Below are 14,464 nucleotides of genomic sequence, written 5' to 3'. Positions count from 1 at the left end.
GTGGCAGGTGAATTTCTGGATCGTCGCCAAGCGGGAAATCAAACTGGGATTTCGCAACCCCTGGTCCTACTCATTTCTGGCTCTGTTCACCCTGTTCAGTTTGGCGCTGCTGTTGATACAATCCCAGAATGCATACAACATGCAAGGGTATACCCACGCTGCTGGAACCATGATGAACCTGACTTTGTACCTGCTGCCGCTGATGACCCTATTGCTTGGCTCTTTCTCTGTCACTTCCGAGAAAGAGGATGGCAGTTGGCAGCTGCTGTCCACCTATTCGCTTTCCTCATCCGCACTGTTGATTGGGAAGTTTATGGGGTTGACGGCAGTGCTGCTGGCCATTACCTGCTTTGCGTACGGCCTGTCAGGCATTGTCGGGTCCCTTGTGGGACACTCGTTTGCTCTTGAGTCCCTTTTGTCCCTGCTGTTGTTCTCGATTGGGATTGTCCTGTTATATCTGGGGATTGCTGTTTGGATCGGCAGTTTGTCCCGCAACCGCTGGCAAGCTTTGACCTATGCTGTAGGGATCTGGTTTGCGACCATATTGGCTTGGCCCACCCTGCTGCTGTCCGTCCTGGGCTTTCTTCCCTATTGGATGATCCAGCCGTCGCTGGAGGTGCTTACCCTCCTGAATCCGGCCGAATTTGTCCGGGTATTTGCCGTCATGAAGCTGGGGGGCGGTTCTGTCTTTGGACCGGAGTATTACAGGTGGGTCAACTGGGCGGAACGCCCGATGGGCACCCTTGTCTTCCTGGCCGGGTACCTTGTGTGGATCGGAGAGTCATTGGGTCTTGCGATTTATTTTTGGGAAAGAGGCAGATACCGTGGTTAAGACCGTCCTGGAGTTGGATAACGTAAGCAAGACAATTGGCGAAAAAATAATTGTCCAGCCATTTTCCCTGCGGCTGTCTGCCGGACAAGTATTGGCGCTGTGCGGTGGCAACGGTGCCGGCAAGAGCACGATTCTCCGTATGATCGCCGGCATTCTGCAGCCGTCTTCGGGAACGATCAGGGTGTGCGGCCTGGAGTGGAAACACAGCCGGAAAGAATTTGCCGGAAAAATCGGCTATATGCCGGACGACTTCCAGTTTGGCCAGTCCTTGACCGCCCGGGAAACTCTAGGCTTTTTTGCCGAACTACGGGGTGTATCCCGTGACAAAGCGGATCAGACGCTGGAGTTGGTAGGTCTGTCAGAAGTGGCGAACCGGCAGGTATCCGGTTTTTCCAAAGGGATGCGCCAAAGGCTGTTGTTCGCCCAGGCACTGCTGGCCGATCCGCCCTTGCTGATTCTGGATGAGCCGACAAACGGGCTCGACCCTTATTGGATGCGGTCCTTTGTATCCCTGCTGAACACCGTGAAGAAAGCGGGCCAATCGGTGATCTTCTCCACCCACAACCTGGGGATTGCCGAAGAAACGGCCGATCAGGCCGTGTTTTTGCGGGAAGGGTGTATTGTCAGTTCCGGTCCGATCGAACAATACCGGAACCAGTATGGAGCAATGGGACTCATTGGTGCGTTCTCGGAGTCGGCGAAACCGGATCTCAGGCAAAGAGAGACTTGAGGAATTCGCCAATTTTTTCAAACAGGGATTTCAGACCGTCCACAATCCCCAGGCGCACTTGGACCATCTGGGCTGTTTGATTCTCACCCGCCGGGACTTCAATGGTTGCCAGCGGTTCGGATTTCGCTTCCATGTCTTTGGCCTGCACGGCATCGCCGTTGGCCAGATCCACGAAACAGAGGGGCGGGAACAGCACGCACCACCAGTTCTGCCCTTTTCCTTCTCCCACGACGATTCTTAATGCCTCGTATTCGCCTGCCGGATAGACGTTGTTCCCATAGACCTTGGTCGGGAACGGGACCCTGCCATAGTCGGTTTTGACAGTATAGGAGTAACCCGCTTCTTTAACTGCTTGTGCCGCCATGAGGGTAAAAATTGGCACATTCGCCTCAATAACCTGCCGTGCCTGTTGCCTGTCCCCGGCACCCCGCAGACGACGGCCCACTTCATCTATGATGCGGTCGCGAATCTGACGCTTGAGTGCCTGATCCTCCGGTGAGTCAGAGTTGGCAATGATCCGCAGGCGGACTGCGTCATTCGGAATCAGGGGAGCTTCCTCATCCACCACCGTTGTCCCTGCATATTCGTCAGCACTTGCAACAAATCCCGCCTGGGATCCCGTTAACAGCGTTCCTGCCAAAACCCATCCCGCAACTCCCGCCAGAACCCGACTTCGTACCCGCATGTTCCGCTTCCTCCTACCCACAACCCATAACGTGTATTTCGGTATCCTCAGTATGGTCGCGGACAGGAAGTTTTATACTTGTCTCTCAATCATTTAGTAGATTCAGAGCGTATTGAGTTTGCTTCGGACTACTTTTCAGCCCTGATTTCAAGGAACAAGTTGTTCCAGTGCCCGTTAACGGAAACAATCCTGAAACCGGACTTTTGTATCAGCTCTTGGGAGTGCCGGTTGAGATGACAGCCGTCACAAACCCTCCTCCAAAGAGGGGTCAGCATGTCCTGCAAAAATCGCAACCATCGGATTTCCATGGCTACATGTTCAAAGAACAGCGCTTTTCCGTTGGGTTTCAGGACTCTCCTCAATTCCTGCAATGCTTTTTCCGGATTGGGAATGGAACAAAGCACCAATGTTGCAACCACGGTATCAAACGAACTGTCGGGGAAAGGAAGGGATTCCGCATTTGCAATTATGCAGTTTATCGGTACACGAGCTTGCTGTAGGCGTGCTGCGGAACGTTCCATCATCAAGGGATTCGGATCGATTGCAGTAACACTGTGGACATCACGGTACAGTGAAAAATTGATACCGGTTCCACATCCAATTTCCAGCACATCGCCTTCCGCTTCTGAAAGCAGTTTTTCTCGGATGGACCGGAACCATTTCTTTTCCAATGGCTGCATGAAGAAGTCATAGATTCCGGGGGATATTTTATTCACTGGAATCACCCCGCATGTTGGACATTGATATTTATCGGTTCACCAAAACAGGGACATCACCAACAATATACTTTAACAAAACAAATTTCACAAAGCACCTCCTGTTTCTTGACGTTTATGCTTAGCATTTGTTGTTTCTAAAATATAGTTGTGTTATGCTGTATTTGCAGATAAACTGTAAAGGTGGTTTTGGTATGAAGCAAATTATACAGCAAGTGCAAAAACGTATGCTTATCAGTCTGGCGCAGATGGCAAAGGATTTAAACTTGCAGGAAGGCGACCATGTACTGATTCAAGAGCGAGACGGTGGTATTTTTATTAGACCGGTTGCTTGGCACGATAAGTCCCAAGAATACTTTTGGACCAAAGAATGGCAGGAACGAATAAAACGCAGCCTTGAAGCTCTTGAAAAGGGAAATTACAAGAAGTTTGAGAATGTGGACGAGCTATTAAAGGAGTTAGGGGAGGAAGAGGATGCCGACGATTCTTCTAACTGATCCTTTTCGAGAAGACTTTGATAAACTTACCGGGATCGAACAAAAACAGGCTCGAAAGGCGCTCAGGATGTTGGCACAGGATCCGAGGTATCCCTCTCTACAGATTCATAAGATCCGAGGAACTGCTTTTTGGGAAGCCTATGTAAACATGGATATCCGAATAATCTTTGAGAACACTGGCGATACGTTGATCGTTCATGCCATTGGACACCAGACATTCTGAGAAAATTCTAGTCGCCCGCGAGAAAAAAGCCGCCCTTTACTAACAAAGAGCGGACTCGATCCTTAAAAGCAAGTTGTCAGTTATTATGTGCAAGTTTGCGAACCGTTTCCACCGCATCCGGGTTTTCCAGTGAAGACAGGTCGCCTGCATCTTTGTCAAGGTAAGCGGCTCGCATGGCCCGGCGCAGGATCTTGCCGTTTCGGGTCTTTGGCAGGTCGTTTACGAAGTAGAGAGTTTTCGGGCGGAGGGCTTTGCCCAGTTTGTCAGCCACCAGGTCCAGCAGCTCTTGCCGCAGTTTGTCTGTCATTTCATGACCCGGTCTCAGGACGACAAAACAGACGGCCACTTCCCCTTTCAACTCATCCGGGACTCCAATGGTTCCCGCCTCCAGCACTGCCGGATGACCTACGAGAACCGATTCCACTTCCGCCGGCCCCAAGCGTTTTCCTGCCACGTTCAATGTATCGTCGGAACGGCCTGTGATGGTCCAGAAGCCTTCATCATCAAGTGTTACCCAATCCCCGTGGACCCAGGTGTCGGGCCAGCGGTTCCAGTAGGCGCTCTCATATCTTTCGGGTTCCTGCCAGAAACCGTTGGTCATGCCGACCCAAGGCTGTTTGATCACCAACTCGCCGACTGTGTTGCGAACCGGCTGCCCGTGCTCGTCATAAACCTGAACATCCATGCCCGGCAGCGGAGAGTTGAAGGTGACGGGTCCAATCGGACGAACCAGCACATTGCCAAGAATGCCGCCGGAGATCTCTGTGCCGCCTGAATAGTTGAAAATGGGGATTCGGCTGTTGCCAACCCGTTCAAAAAGCCACATCCAGGGTTCCGGGTTCCAGGGTTCCCCCGTGGACCCGATGACCCGCAGACTGCTGATGTCGTGCTTCTTCACCCAGGACTCCCCATGTTTCATAAGGGAGCGGATCAGGGTGGGCGATATGCCCAGATGCGTCACGCGGTGATCGGCTGTCAGTTTCCACAACCGATCCGGCTCCGGATAATCGGGCGATCCTTCGTAGAGCACCGCAGCCGCACCATTGAGTAAGGCCCCGAAGATCATGAACGGTCCCATCATCCAGCCCATATCGGTGACCCAGAACAGGGTATCTCCCTGTTTCAGGTCCATGCAAATGCCTGCGTCAAAGGCTGCCTTCAACGGGAATCCCGCATGGGTATGAACCGCCCCTTTCGGCTTCCCGGTAGTCCCGGATGTATACAACAGCATTAACGGATCGGAACTGTTCATGATTTGGGTGGAGGCAGCCCCTGTGGCGGAATCCAATTCACTCCAGTCCATGTCCCGTCCTTCCGTCCACGGAATGTCCCGGCCCAACCTTCTTACGACCACTACCTTCTCCACTGAAGGAGCCATGGCAGCCGCCTTGTCCGCTTCCTCTTTCATCGGAACCGCTTTGCCGCGCCGCAGGAACCCGTCCGCTGTGACCAGCATTTTCGCTGTTGCCGCGTTCAGTCTTGTTGCCACCGCATCGGCTCCGTAACCGGAGAATGCCGGGGAGAACATGGCCCCGATTTTTGCCGCAGCCAGCATCACCACAACCGTCTCCGGAATCATCGGCATGTAGATGGAGATTCGATCCCCTTTGTCGATACCCTGTTTGCGAAGACCCAGTGCCACACGGGCCACCCAGCTGCTGAGTTCGGCAAAGGTGTACCGTTTGACCGTACCATCGTCTCCTTCCCAAACCAGCGCCGTTTGTTGGGAAGTGGCCGGATTCTTCGCCCATTTGTCAACCGCGTTGTGAACAACATTCAATTGGCCGCCCACATACCAGTCGGGCCATTTGATGCCCTTAGACAGATCAAGCGTCGTTTCATAAGGACGGAACCACTCGATGCCGAGAACCCGTTCCGCCTCCTGCCAGAACCAGGCGATGTCTTTGACAGATGCCTGCAAGAAACTCTCATAGTCGTCAAAACCAAGCTGCTTCATCCACTGATACAGACGGGTCGATTCAATCAAGGACTGATCGGGAACCCATACTGCTTTGCTCGTCACTATCCCCACTCCCCCGCTTCTTTGATTGTAAGCGATTTCTATATTTATAATAGCATAACTTTTCAGATATCAGATTGGTTCCGGCGGGAAATTTGACGGATTTGCCCAAATTATTGCGCGGTATACCCACCGTCAATCACAACGGACGTACCAGTGATGCTCCTGCCTTTGTCGCTCGCCAGAAACACCGCATAGTCAGCCACTTCTTTCGTGGAAAGCAAGCGCTTCTGGGGAACAAGGGGGTAGATCACTTCCTCCAACACCTTCTCCAACGGGACGTTTCGGGTCTTCGCCAAATCTTCCAACTGATTGCGAACCAGCGGCGTATCCACATAGCCGGGACACAGAGCGTTTACGGTAATCCCGTGGGCAGCTCCTTCTAACGCAGCCACCTTGGTCAATCCGATTACTCCGTGCTTGGCGCTGTTGTAGGCCGCTTTCCCGGCAAATCCAACCAACCCGTTGATGGATGCAATGTTGATGACACGGCCAAATCCCTGTCGCTTCATAATCGGGAAGGCATTTTTGATTCCAATGAAAGGTCCTGTCAGCATCACTTTGATCAACAGCTCAAACTTCTCGGTACTGAACTGCTCAATCGGAGCAACGTGCTGCAAGCCTGCGTTGTTGACGAGAATGTCCAGCCTCCCGAATGCTTTGTGCGTTATATCAATGCAATTCTTAAACTGTTCTTCCACGGTAACGTCACAGGGCAGCCCCAATGCTTCATACCCTTCGTTCTGGAGCCGCTTTGCCGCAGCCTGGGACGCTTCCTCATCGAGGTCCGAAACAATAACTTTCGCGCCCTCGCCGGCAAACGTACGGGCTATTTCCAGTCCAATTCCGCTAGCCGCACCTGTTACGATCGCCACTTTTTGCTCCAGGATTCCGCTCAACAAAATCCCTCCGACTCAGATAATATTTGCTAATTTGTTCAGAGATGCGGCCAATTGTGAAATGTGATGGGACATGGCTGTCAATTCCTCGGCGCCGGCAACCTGTTCCTGAGAGGACTGTGCAATGATTTCGGCATGCCGGAGCAATTCACTGACGCTCTCTTGTACCTGCCGGACATTGTCCGTCACTCCCTTGGCTGATGCCTGGGATTCCCCTGCAAGCCGCCGGATCTCATTGGCTACAACCGAAAACCCTTTCCCCTTATCGCCTGCATGGGCCGCTTCTATCAGTGCGTTCAAGCCCAACAGGTTGGTTTGCTGCGACACTTGGGCGATCAAGCGGTTGACCTTTTCAATTTCCACCATTTGCTGATCAAGTGCTTTTGCGAGATTCATAATGTCCAGATTGGCTTTTGCAAGGGATTCGGTATTGCGTGTGAATGTCTCGGCAGTTGCGGCAAGCTCCTCCGTCAGAGATGAAAACTCCTGGGAGGAAGAATAAAGCTGTTCCTGCCGATCCGTGGAAACGCAGCAGACCAGTCCCCCGCATACCGTACCATCCTCTGCAAAAATCGGCACCGCCATGGCAATATAGGGAACCCCGTACAAGGAGCGATCCATTCGTTTTCTGACCGGCTTTTTTTCAGCCATTGCCAGCGCCAGCGTGGAACCCTCCTTGACAGAATCCCCTTTGCGCACCCCAAGGTCAAAATTGGAACTGGCCTCAGCATACAAATACGTTGTAAGATCTGATACGCACAATAGCGAGTCCACGTACAAATCCAAAAGCTGCTTAAAAACAGGAGCATGTTTGACAAAGCTCTCCAGCCTCAAGGCAATCCCTCCCCATTTCCGCCGAAATTGAAGGAGATCTCATGAAACACCCAGATAGGTTTGAATCAGGGCAGGATCATTGCGCAGTTTGGATGACTCGCCTTCAATCACGATGTCTCCGTTTTGCAGCACATAGGCATAATCCGATATTGCAAGGGCAGCTGTTGCGAGCTGTTCCACCAGAAGTATGGTCACGCCCTGTTTTTTCAAATCCAGAATGGTGTCAAGCACAAGCTTGACGTAAAGCGGAGCCAGGCCCATGGAAGGTTCGTCCAGCAGCAGGACTTTCGGATCCATGATCAGCGCTCTGGCCATGGCAAGCATTTGCTGCTCCCCGCCGGACAGCGTTCCGGCCAACTGTTTCCGCCGTTCGAGGAGCCGCGGAAACCGGTTGTATTCCCGCTCCATCCGCTCCTGCAGCAGCTGTTTGTTATTGCGAATCAAATAGCCTCCCAGGATCAGGTTGTCTTCCACCGTCTGATCGGAGAAAACCTGCCTCCCCTGGGGCACATGCCCGACCCCCATGCCGATGATTTTATGGGCTGGGGTGTTGTACGCAGTGCCATCTTTTGTTCCGTTGAGGATCGTATCATCGATTTGGACCGAACCGCTCCGAATCGGCAGCAAACCGGAAACGGCCTTGAGCAATGTGGTCTTTCCCGCGCCGTTGCGGCCGATCAAAGCTACAATCTGCCCGTCGTCCACGCGAAGAGACACGTTTTGCAGGGCGTTTGCCTGCCCGTAGGATACTGTCAAATCAGAAACCGCCAACAAGCTTCATCACCTCTTCGCCGCCCAGATACGCCTCGACCACTTTTTCGTTCCTGCTGATCTGTTCCGGAGTCCCCTCCGCCAGTTTGATGCCGAAATCAAGCACCGTGATGGAATCGCAGAACTCCATGACAATCTCCATGTGATGCTCGATCAGGATCACGGTCAGTCCCGCATCCCGCAATTTGCGGATGACATTGACGATCCGCTCCACTTCGACGGGGCTTGCCCCGGCAGCCGGTTCGTCCAGCAGCAGGACGCTCGGCTTCATTGCCAATGCCCGGGCGATCTCCATCAGCCTTTTTTCCCCATAGGAAAGGCTGTCCGCGATTTCATAGGCCCTCTGTTCCAGACCCACAAGCTTCAAGATGCGGAAACATTGATCCACAAACTGCTGCTCTTCCCGCTTTACTGAGCGGAGGGCCAGCATCTGCCTGAACATTCCGCTGCGAAACTGCCGATGAAATCCGACCAATACGTTCTCCATCACAGTCAGATCGCTAAACAGCTGGATATTCTGGAAGGTACGTGTCATGCCCATTTTGGCAATCCGGAAGGTGGGTTTTCCCTGGACCGTGTTCCCGTTCAAAAGCACTTGCCCTTCCGAAGGCGTATAGACCCCGCTTAAGAGATTCACCATCGTGCTCTTGCCGGAGCCGTTCGGACCGATCACGCCGTGAATCGTTCCGCGCTGCACCGTGAAGGTCACTCCGTCGATGGCTTTGACTCCGCCAAAATATTTCTTGAGTCCTTCAATCCGGATGGCAATCTCGCCCATATCCGCCGGTTCGATCCTATATGGTTCGATCTGTTCGGGAACCGCCGGCGGCTTCTTCCTCCAACGGCCTCCCAGGGTTCCGACAACGCCTTCGGGCAGGAACACCAGGGTCAGAAGGAGAATGGAGCCGAAGATTAACAGATGATAGTCATAAAGATTGGCAAAGAATGTAGGAAGCACTTCGATAATCAGGGTTCCCACGAAAGGTCCCAGTACGGTTCCGGCACCTCCCACAATCACGGCTACAAGAAACATAATGGAACTTGAGAAGGTAAAGGAGTCGGAATTGATATATCCGTCCTGAAACGCAAACAGCGCTCCCCCAACTCCCGCATAGAAAGCCGAGAGGACAAAGGCTCCCACTTTCCAGCCGGTGACATTGACGCCCAGGCTTTCGGCCGCAACCGGACTGTTGCGGAGAGCATGCAGCGTACGTCCAAATTGGCTGCGGGTAAGATTGGTTGCAACCCACTGGCCTGCCAACGCAAGCAGGGCCGCAAAGTAAAAGTATTCCACCTTGTTTAACGCATACCCGAACAGATCCGCCTTCGGCAGAAACAAGCCGGCAGGACCTCCCGTCACATCCACCCAGCGGTTGGCCACGATCTCAACAAGCAAACCGAAGGCAATGGTGACCATCGCCAGGTAAGGCCCGTGGGACCGAAGGGAAAGCATGGCGACAATGGCTCCAAACAGCGCCGTTACTCCTGCCGCCACAAAGATGGACACGAAGAAGGGAAGCTGCAGCTTCATGACAAGCAGTGCTGCCCCATAGGCGCCAATGGCGAAAAATCCGGTCTGCCCCAAGGAGAGCTGGCCGGCAATCCCCACCAGCAGATTGAGACCGACGACCACCAGATAAAGGGCGGCAAAACTGGTGATGATCTTCATGAAGAAACTGTTCGGGTACACGTAGGGAAGTATGAATATGAACGCGATCGGCAGCGCAAAACGCAACGCAAACTGTTTCATCAGTATTTCTCCTTCACACTTTTTCCGAACAGCCCCTGCGGACGAATCAACAGCACAAGCAAGATCAGCACGAAGGCGGCTGCATCCTTCGCCAGCGAGTCATAGAGTGCCGCTACCTGCTCGCTGACCCCGATCAGGAGGCCTCCGATCAGGATTCCCCACGGGTTGCCGAGTCCGCCCAGAATGGCGGCGGCAAACGCTTTCAGCCCCAAGTCGACTCCCATGAAGAAGACCACGTTGGTAATGGGACCCACCATGAGTCCGCCGATTCCCGCAAGAATACAGGACATGACGTAGGCTGTCACAGCCATTTTTTTCGGGTTCACACCCATAAGACTTGCCGCATCGGGGTTTAACGCCACCGCCCGCAGTCCCTTGCCAAAGGTGGTCCGGTTCAACCCGAGCATCAACACGGCCATGACCACGACCGCACAAATTACAATAAAGATTTCGTGAGGCAGAATCCCCACCGAACCAATGCGCACCACTTTGTCGCCGAAAGGAGAGGCAAACGGAAGGGTCGGCTTGCCCCAGATGATCATGGCCAGATTTCGAACAATGATGGACACGGCCACGGTGGACAGGATCCAGCTGATGGAGACGAAACTCTTCAGGGGTCGGATGGCGACCCTTTCCAGCGCCATGCCCAGAACTGCCTGCAGCAGTACAACCACCGCAACGGCAATCAGAAAGGCCAGCCATGCGGGGAGGAAGGGGAGAGTCATCCCCAGACTGCTCAACCCCACCATGGCACCCAACATCAGGAAGTCACCCTGGCCAAAATTCAACGTATTGGTCGTTATATGCGTAATGTAATAACCCTGCGCCACCAGCGCATAGATGCATCCGAGTATCAGTCCCGATACAATCGCCTGTTCCATTGTGATCCCCTAGTCTTTGACAATTACGCCGTTTTTGTAGGTGGCCATGAACATGTTCTCTTCCAGAATCGCTTCATGCCTGTCTTTGGCGAAAGGCTTTGCCGGCGCACTGGTGACCGCTTTGAAATCACTCAACTCTTCAATCGCATCGCGGATCTTCTCCGGGCTGTCGGGTCCTGCTTTGCTGATGGCTTGCAGCACCAGATTGGTTGAATCGTATCCCTGTGCGGTTGCAATCGGGAATACGTCTTCCCCGTAGGCTTTGACCACTTTTTCATGGAAAGCCTTGGCCGCATCTGATTGATCAATGGTGAAGGACTGGACAAAATGCACGTCATTGTTGACCAGGTCGCCCGCCAGCTTCTTCACCGTCGGGTCGCCGAACGCCCAGGAGCCGACAAAGGTGGGCTTATAGCCGATCTTGTCCGCAGACTTGAGAATCTGGGCCATGGTATCCGCCAATCCGTATACGATTACGGTGTCAACACCTGCATTCTTCAGCTTGGTGAGCTGGGATGTCATGTCGGTGTCTTTCGGTCCGAAGGATTCGGACGCCAGGAACTTCTTGCCCTTGTTTGCCAGTAATGCATCCAGGTCTTTCTTGCCGCCCTGGCCGTAGCCGGTGGTGTCGTACAGAAGACCCACTTTTTCCCGCTTCTTGTCGTCAAAGACCCAGCTGACCATCTTCTTCACCTGTCCCGCATCATACGGAGCCACTCGGAAGATGAAGTTTTTGGGCTCATCCTTGAACTGCTGTGTGATGGCGGTACCTGTTGCCACCGGGATCACTTGCGGAATCTTGGCGTTCTGCACAATCGGGATCTGGGCCATTGCATTGCCGGAGTTGGCAGGCCCGATGATGGCAACTGCCTTATCCTGTTCAATCAGCCGCTGTACGTGCTGCTTTGCTTTCTCCGGGTTGGCTTCGTCGTCGTAGGGAACCAGTTTCGCCTTGCGTCCCTGGAAGCCGCCTTTCTCGTTAAACTCCTTGATGGCCAGTTCGGCGCCCCGCTTTGCCGCTTCCCCATAAAGGGCCGTTCCGCCGGAGAGGGAGATGGGCATGCCGATGACAAAGTCACCTTTCCCTCCGGAAGCGCTTTCACCGGGTTTGGCAGCAGGTTGGTCCAGCTTCGGACCACACCCGGCCAGCAGCATCGTTCCGGCCAGCATTCCGGTTGCCGTCAAGGCGGTTAATTTCTTCCATACGCGCTCTTGTTTCATGCATTTTGACCCCCTAAAACCTGAATTTGTTTCGGAAAACATTAATTGCAAACATCGTGCCAACTCCTTCCGGCAGCGTCGACCTCCGATTTTACCCTCATTTAAAAATTCAGTAGTCCAAAAATTTGGACTTTTCTACACGCTGCCGGATTCATCATCGGCGAAAATTTGTCACATTTTTGTAACAAAGCCAGAAAAAGAAGACGTCTAAAATACTGGACGCCATTCCAAAATTTTGGACTCCCTTAAACGGTATTGGGACCCATATGCTGAAACGCAATTGATTCTAGGAAAGACCGTATTTGTCAAGTTTCTGATAAAGTCCGGATTTGCTGATTCCAAGAATCCTGGCTGCCTCCGGCCGGTTTCCCCCGGCAGCCGCCAAGGCCCGTTTGATTGCCTCTTTCTCCGCCAGTTCCAAACTTTCTTTCAACGTCAAGGGAGCGGCAGGATTCGTCCGGTACATGTCCGTTTGGGAGACGGATATATGTTCGGCTTTCAGGCAATTCCCTTCCATATTATGAAGGGCACGTTCCAGTACATTCCTCAACTCCCGGACGTTGCCCGGCCAGGAGTACTTCCGCAAGATCTCCCAGACGTCCGGATGAATCTCGCGAACTACCAGGCCCGTTGTTTCCATCAGCTGCTCCAGCAGGCTTTCCACCAATTCCTGCAGATCCTCCCCCCTTTCCCGCAGAGGGGGGATCTCCAGTTTCAGGACGTTTAGCCGGTAGTAGAGGTCTTCCCGAAACTTGCCTTCGCGAATCAGCTCCTGCAGGTTCCGGTTGGTGGACGCAATCACCCGCACGTTGATCGGGATGGGCCGGGTACCGCCGACGCGTTCCACTTCTTTTTCCTGAAGCACCCGCAGCAATTTGGCCTGCAAATTGAGCGGCATGTCCCCAATTTCGTCCAGCAGAATCGTTCCATGGTCGGCCAGTTCAAACTTCCCCTTCTTGCCTTTGCGGGCAGCCCCCGTGAAAGCGCCTTCTTCGTAACCGAACAACTCCGATTCCAGCAGCGAATCCGGAATGGCCGCGCAATTGACCCGGATGAACGGCCCCATTTCCCGTTTGCTGGCCGCATGGATGGCGTGAGCGAACAGCTCCTTGCCGGTTCCGCTTTCACCGATAATAAGAACCGTCGTATCGCTGTTGGCCACTTTGCGCGCCAGATTCTTTACCTCTTCCATTCTCTGGCTGGAGCCTGCAATCTGTTCAAACCGGTAGACCGCCCCCATTTTCCGCCGCAGTTCCCGTTTGTAATAGGCAAGTTCCTGTTTCAACTGGTCCACCGTTGCGGCAAGGGCTTGCAGCTGCCGGACATCCTGAAACATGACCGTTCCGACGACTGCCACCAGTTTGCCATCTTCGAAAATCGGGATGCGACTGGCAATCATATACTGCCCTTTGATCCGCTGGATGTCGGCGATTTCCGGTTTGCCCGTCCTGGCCACGATATGCATGCGTGTGTTTTCGATTACATCGGTCACATGCCGCCCCACCACATCCTGCACACCCAGAAAGTCCCTGTAAGCCTGGTTCATCATCAGAATGTACCCGTCAGCATCGCAAACGACAATCGATTCGTAAGCCTTCTCAAATACTGACTCCAGAAGATTGCGACAATTTATGCGATCATTTACTTGGTTCTGTTCTGCCATGAGGCGCCCCCCTCTCCGATACCTCATTCAACTGTATCTTATTCAGTTCGCTGGGGGATTCAGGAATCCTTTCTATTCACTGAAAACTCCGCTTCTGCCTGCTGCAACGGCCAAAGCAGGAACTTGTTTTATGATTTTTGAGACAAGCCCGTGGGACTTCTCCATGACCGACTTTTAGTTTGCATAATGTATAAATTGTGGAAATAAGACTGATTTCCAGCCTTATTTTTGATTTATTGAGTGTCATTTTAAAAATAGAGCTGATTTTCAGCCTTATTCGGGTGAGTTTCGAGGTGTACAAGTAAGGAATAGCATATAGGGTTGAAAAACAGTCCTATTTTGGGGAGTACCTTTGAATCGGACAAAATAAGCCTGAAATACAGTGCTATTTTTTATATGGGCCAAAGAACCGGTACTTCTTTACACCTTAAGCAATCCAAAAATGACCATTAATAAGTACGTAGTAACAACGTGCAAAACAATTTTTATAATCAGATTTAATAAGGGAGAAAAAATCTTTGGATAGATAGTGAATAAAATATGACTTGTCAAAACAAAAACAAACCACGTCCAATAAATCAATCGAGTATGTCCACTCCATAAATAAAGCATAGCACCATAGTATGTAGTCAAACCGTTTACAGCAAATACTAGTAGTTCGTTTCCATAATAGACTTACTTTTACCTAGCAGCAGACTCCAAGCCGTACTTCCAACGAAACGGAACAGGATTTTCGTTAATT

General features: G+C 52.5%; 14 protein-coding genes. 4 read left to right on the top strand and 10 right to left on the bottom strand.

The genetic code is table 11. From position 1 onward, the window contains the following. Positions 1 to 7: 7 nt before the first annotated feature. A complete protein-coding gene (locus tag EFBL_RS06250; RefSeq protein ID WP_096181285.1) occupies positions 8 to 832 on the top strand; it encodes an ABC transporter permease in 825 nt (274 codons plus the stop codon). Next, positions 825 to 1,562, top strand: coding sequence for an ABC transporter ATP-binding protein (locus tag EFBL_RS06245; protein ID WP_096181284.1), 738 nt, complete (start codon positions 825 to 827; stop codon positions 1,560 to 1,562). The genes EFBL_RS06250 and EFBL_RS06245 overlap by 8 nt, the downstream gene beginning before the upstream one ends. On the opposite strand, the gene spoIIR is transcribed toward EFBL_RS06245, so the two are convergent. Both spoIIR and EFBL_RS06235 read right to left on the bottom strand, forming a co-directional pair. Continuing rightward, on the bottom strand, positions 1,543 to 2,247 hold the full coding sequence (gene spoIIR, locus EFBL_RS06240) for a stage II sporulation protein R (protein ID WP_096181283.1): 705 nt from the start codon (positions 2,245 to 2,247) through the stop codon (positions 1,543 to 1,545). The two genes, EFBL_RS06245 and spoIIR, sit on opposite strands and share 20 nt — an antisense overlap. Before the next feature lie 128 nt (positions 2,248 to 2,375). After that, positions 2,376 to 2,963, bottom strand: coding sequence for a class I SAM-dependent methyltransferase (locus EFBL_RS06235; RefSeq protein WP_096181282.1), 588 nt, complete (start codon positions 2,961 to 2,963; stop codon positions 2,376 to 2,378). Positions 2,964 to 3,157: 194 nt separating this feature from the next. On the opposite strand from EFBL_RS06235, the gene EFBL_RS06230 reads away from it, so the two are divergent. Together EFBL_RS06230 and EFBL_RS06225 are read left to right on the top strand one after the other, a co-directional pair. Next, a complete protein-coding gene (locus EFBL_RS06230) occupies positions 3,158 to 3,460 on the top strand; it encodes an AbrB/MazE/SpoVT family DNA-binding domain-containing protein (RefSeq protein WP_096181281.1) in 303 nt (100 codons plus the stop codon). After that, positions 3,438 to 3,683 carry a type II toxin-antitoxin system RelE/ParE family toxin gene (locus EFBL_RS06225; protein ID WP_096181280.1) on the top strand — a complete coding sequence of 82 codons (246 nt, stop codon included), beginning with the start codon at positions 3,438 to 3,440 and terminating at the stop codon, positions 3,681 to 3,683. The genes EFBL_RS06230 and EFBL_RS06225 overlap by 23 nt, the downstream gene beginning before the upstream one ends. A gap of 76 nt (positions 3,684 to 3,759) precedes the next feature. Here the strand turns inward: EFBL_RS06225 and EFBL_RS06220 are convergent, their stop codons facing one another. From EFBL_RS06220 to EFBL_RS06185, 8 genes are all read right to left on the bottom strand, one after another. Next, positions 3,760 to 5,706: an AMP-binding protein gene (locus EFBL_RS06220; protein ID WP_096181279.1), complete on the bottom strand. Its 1,947-nt coding sequence runs from the start codon at positions 5,704 to 5,706 to the stop codon at positions 3,760 to 3,762. Between the two features lie 110 nt (positions 5,707 to 5,816). After that, positions 5,817 to 6,602: a 3-hydroxybutyrate dehydrogenase gene (locus EFBL_RS06215; protein WP_096181278.1), complete on the bottom strand. Its 786-nt coding sequence runs from the start codon at positions 6,600 to 6,602 to the stop codon at positions 5,817 to 5,819. A 15-nt stretch (positions 6,603 to 6,617) separates the two neighbouring features. Beyond that, positions 6,618 to 7,436 carry a methyl-accepting chemotaxis protein gene (locus EFBL_RS06210; protein ID WP_096181277.1) on the bottom strand — a complete coding sequence of 273 codons (819 nt, stop codon included), beginning with the start codon at positions 7,434 to 7,436 and terminating at the stop codon, positions 6,618 to 6,620. A 39-nt stretch (positions 7,437 to 7,475) separates the two neighbouring features. Beyond that, positions 7,476 to 8,210 (bottom strand): ABC transporter ATP-binding protein, encoded by a 735-nt coding sequence (locus EFBL_RS06205; protein ID WP_096181276.1) that lies wholly within the window; start codon positions 8,208 to 8,210, stop codon positions 7,476 to 7,478. Beyond that, a complete protein-coding gene (locus tag EFBL_RS06200; protein ID WP_096181275.1) occupies positions 8,194 to 9,957 on the bottom strand; it encodes a branched-chain amino acid ABC transporter ATP-binding protein/permease in 1,764 nt (587 codons plus the stop codon). Before EFBL_RS06200 ends, EFBL_RS06205 begins: the two co-directional genes overlap by 17 nt. After that, on the bottom strand, positions 9,957 to 10,838 hold the full coding sequence (locus EFBL_RS06195; RefSeq protein WP_096181274.1) for a branched-chain amino acid ABC transporter permease: 882 nt from the start codon (positions 10,836 to 10,838) through the stop codon (positions 9,957 to 9,959). The genes EFBL_RS06200 and EFBL_RS06195 overlap by 1 nt, the downstream gene beginning before the upstream one ends. A 9-nt stretch (positions 10,839 to 10,847) precedes the next feature. Continuing rightward, positions 10,848 to 12,059, bottom strand: a complete 1,212-nt coding sequence (locus tag EFBL_RS06190; protein WP_096181273.1) for an ABC transporter substrate-binding protein — start codon at positions 12,057 to 12,059, stop codon at positions 10,848 to 10,850. Positions 12,060 to 12,345: 286 nt separating this feature from the next. Further along, complete coding sequence (locus EFBL_RS06185; RefSeq protein WP_096181272.1) at positions 12,346 to 13,722, bottom strand: sigma-54 interaction domain-containing protein; 1,377 nt, start codon at positions 13,720 to 13,722, stop codon at positions 12,346 to 12,348. Positions 13,723 to 14,464: the final 742 nt, after the last annotated feature.

It is taken from the genome of Effusibacillus lacus, from assembly GCF_002335525.1.
Classification (GTDB): Bacteria; Bacillota; Bacilli; order Tumebacillales; family Effusibacillaceae; genus Effusibacillus; species Effusibacillus lacus.
This window is presented reverse-complemented; position numbering and strand designations above follow the sequence as displayed.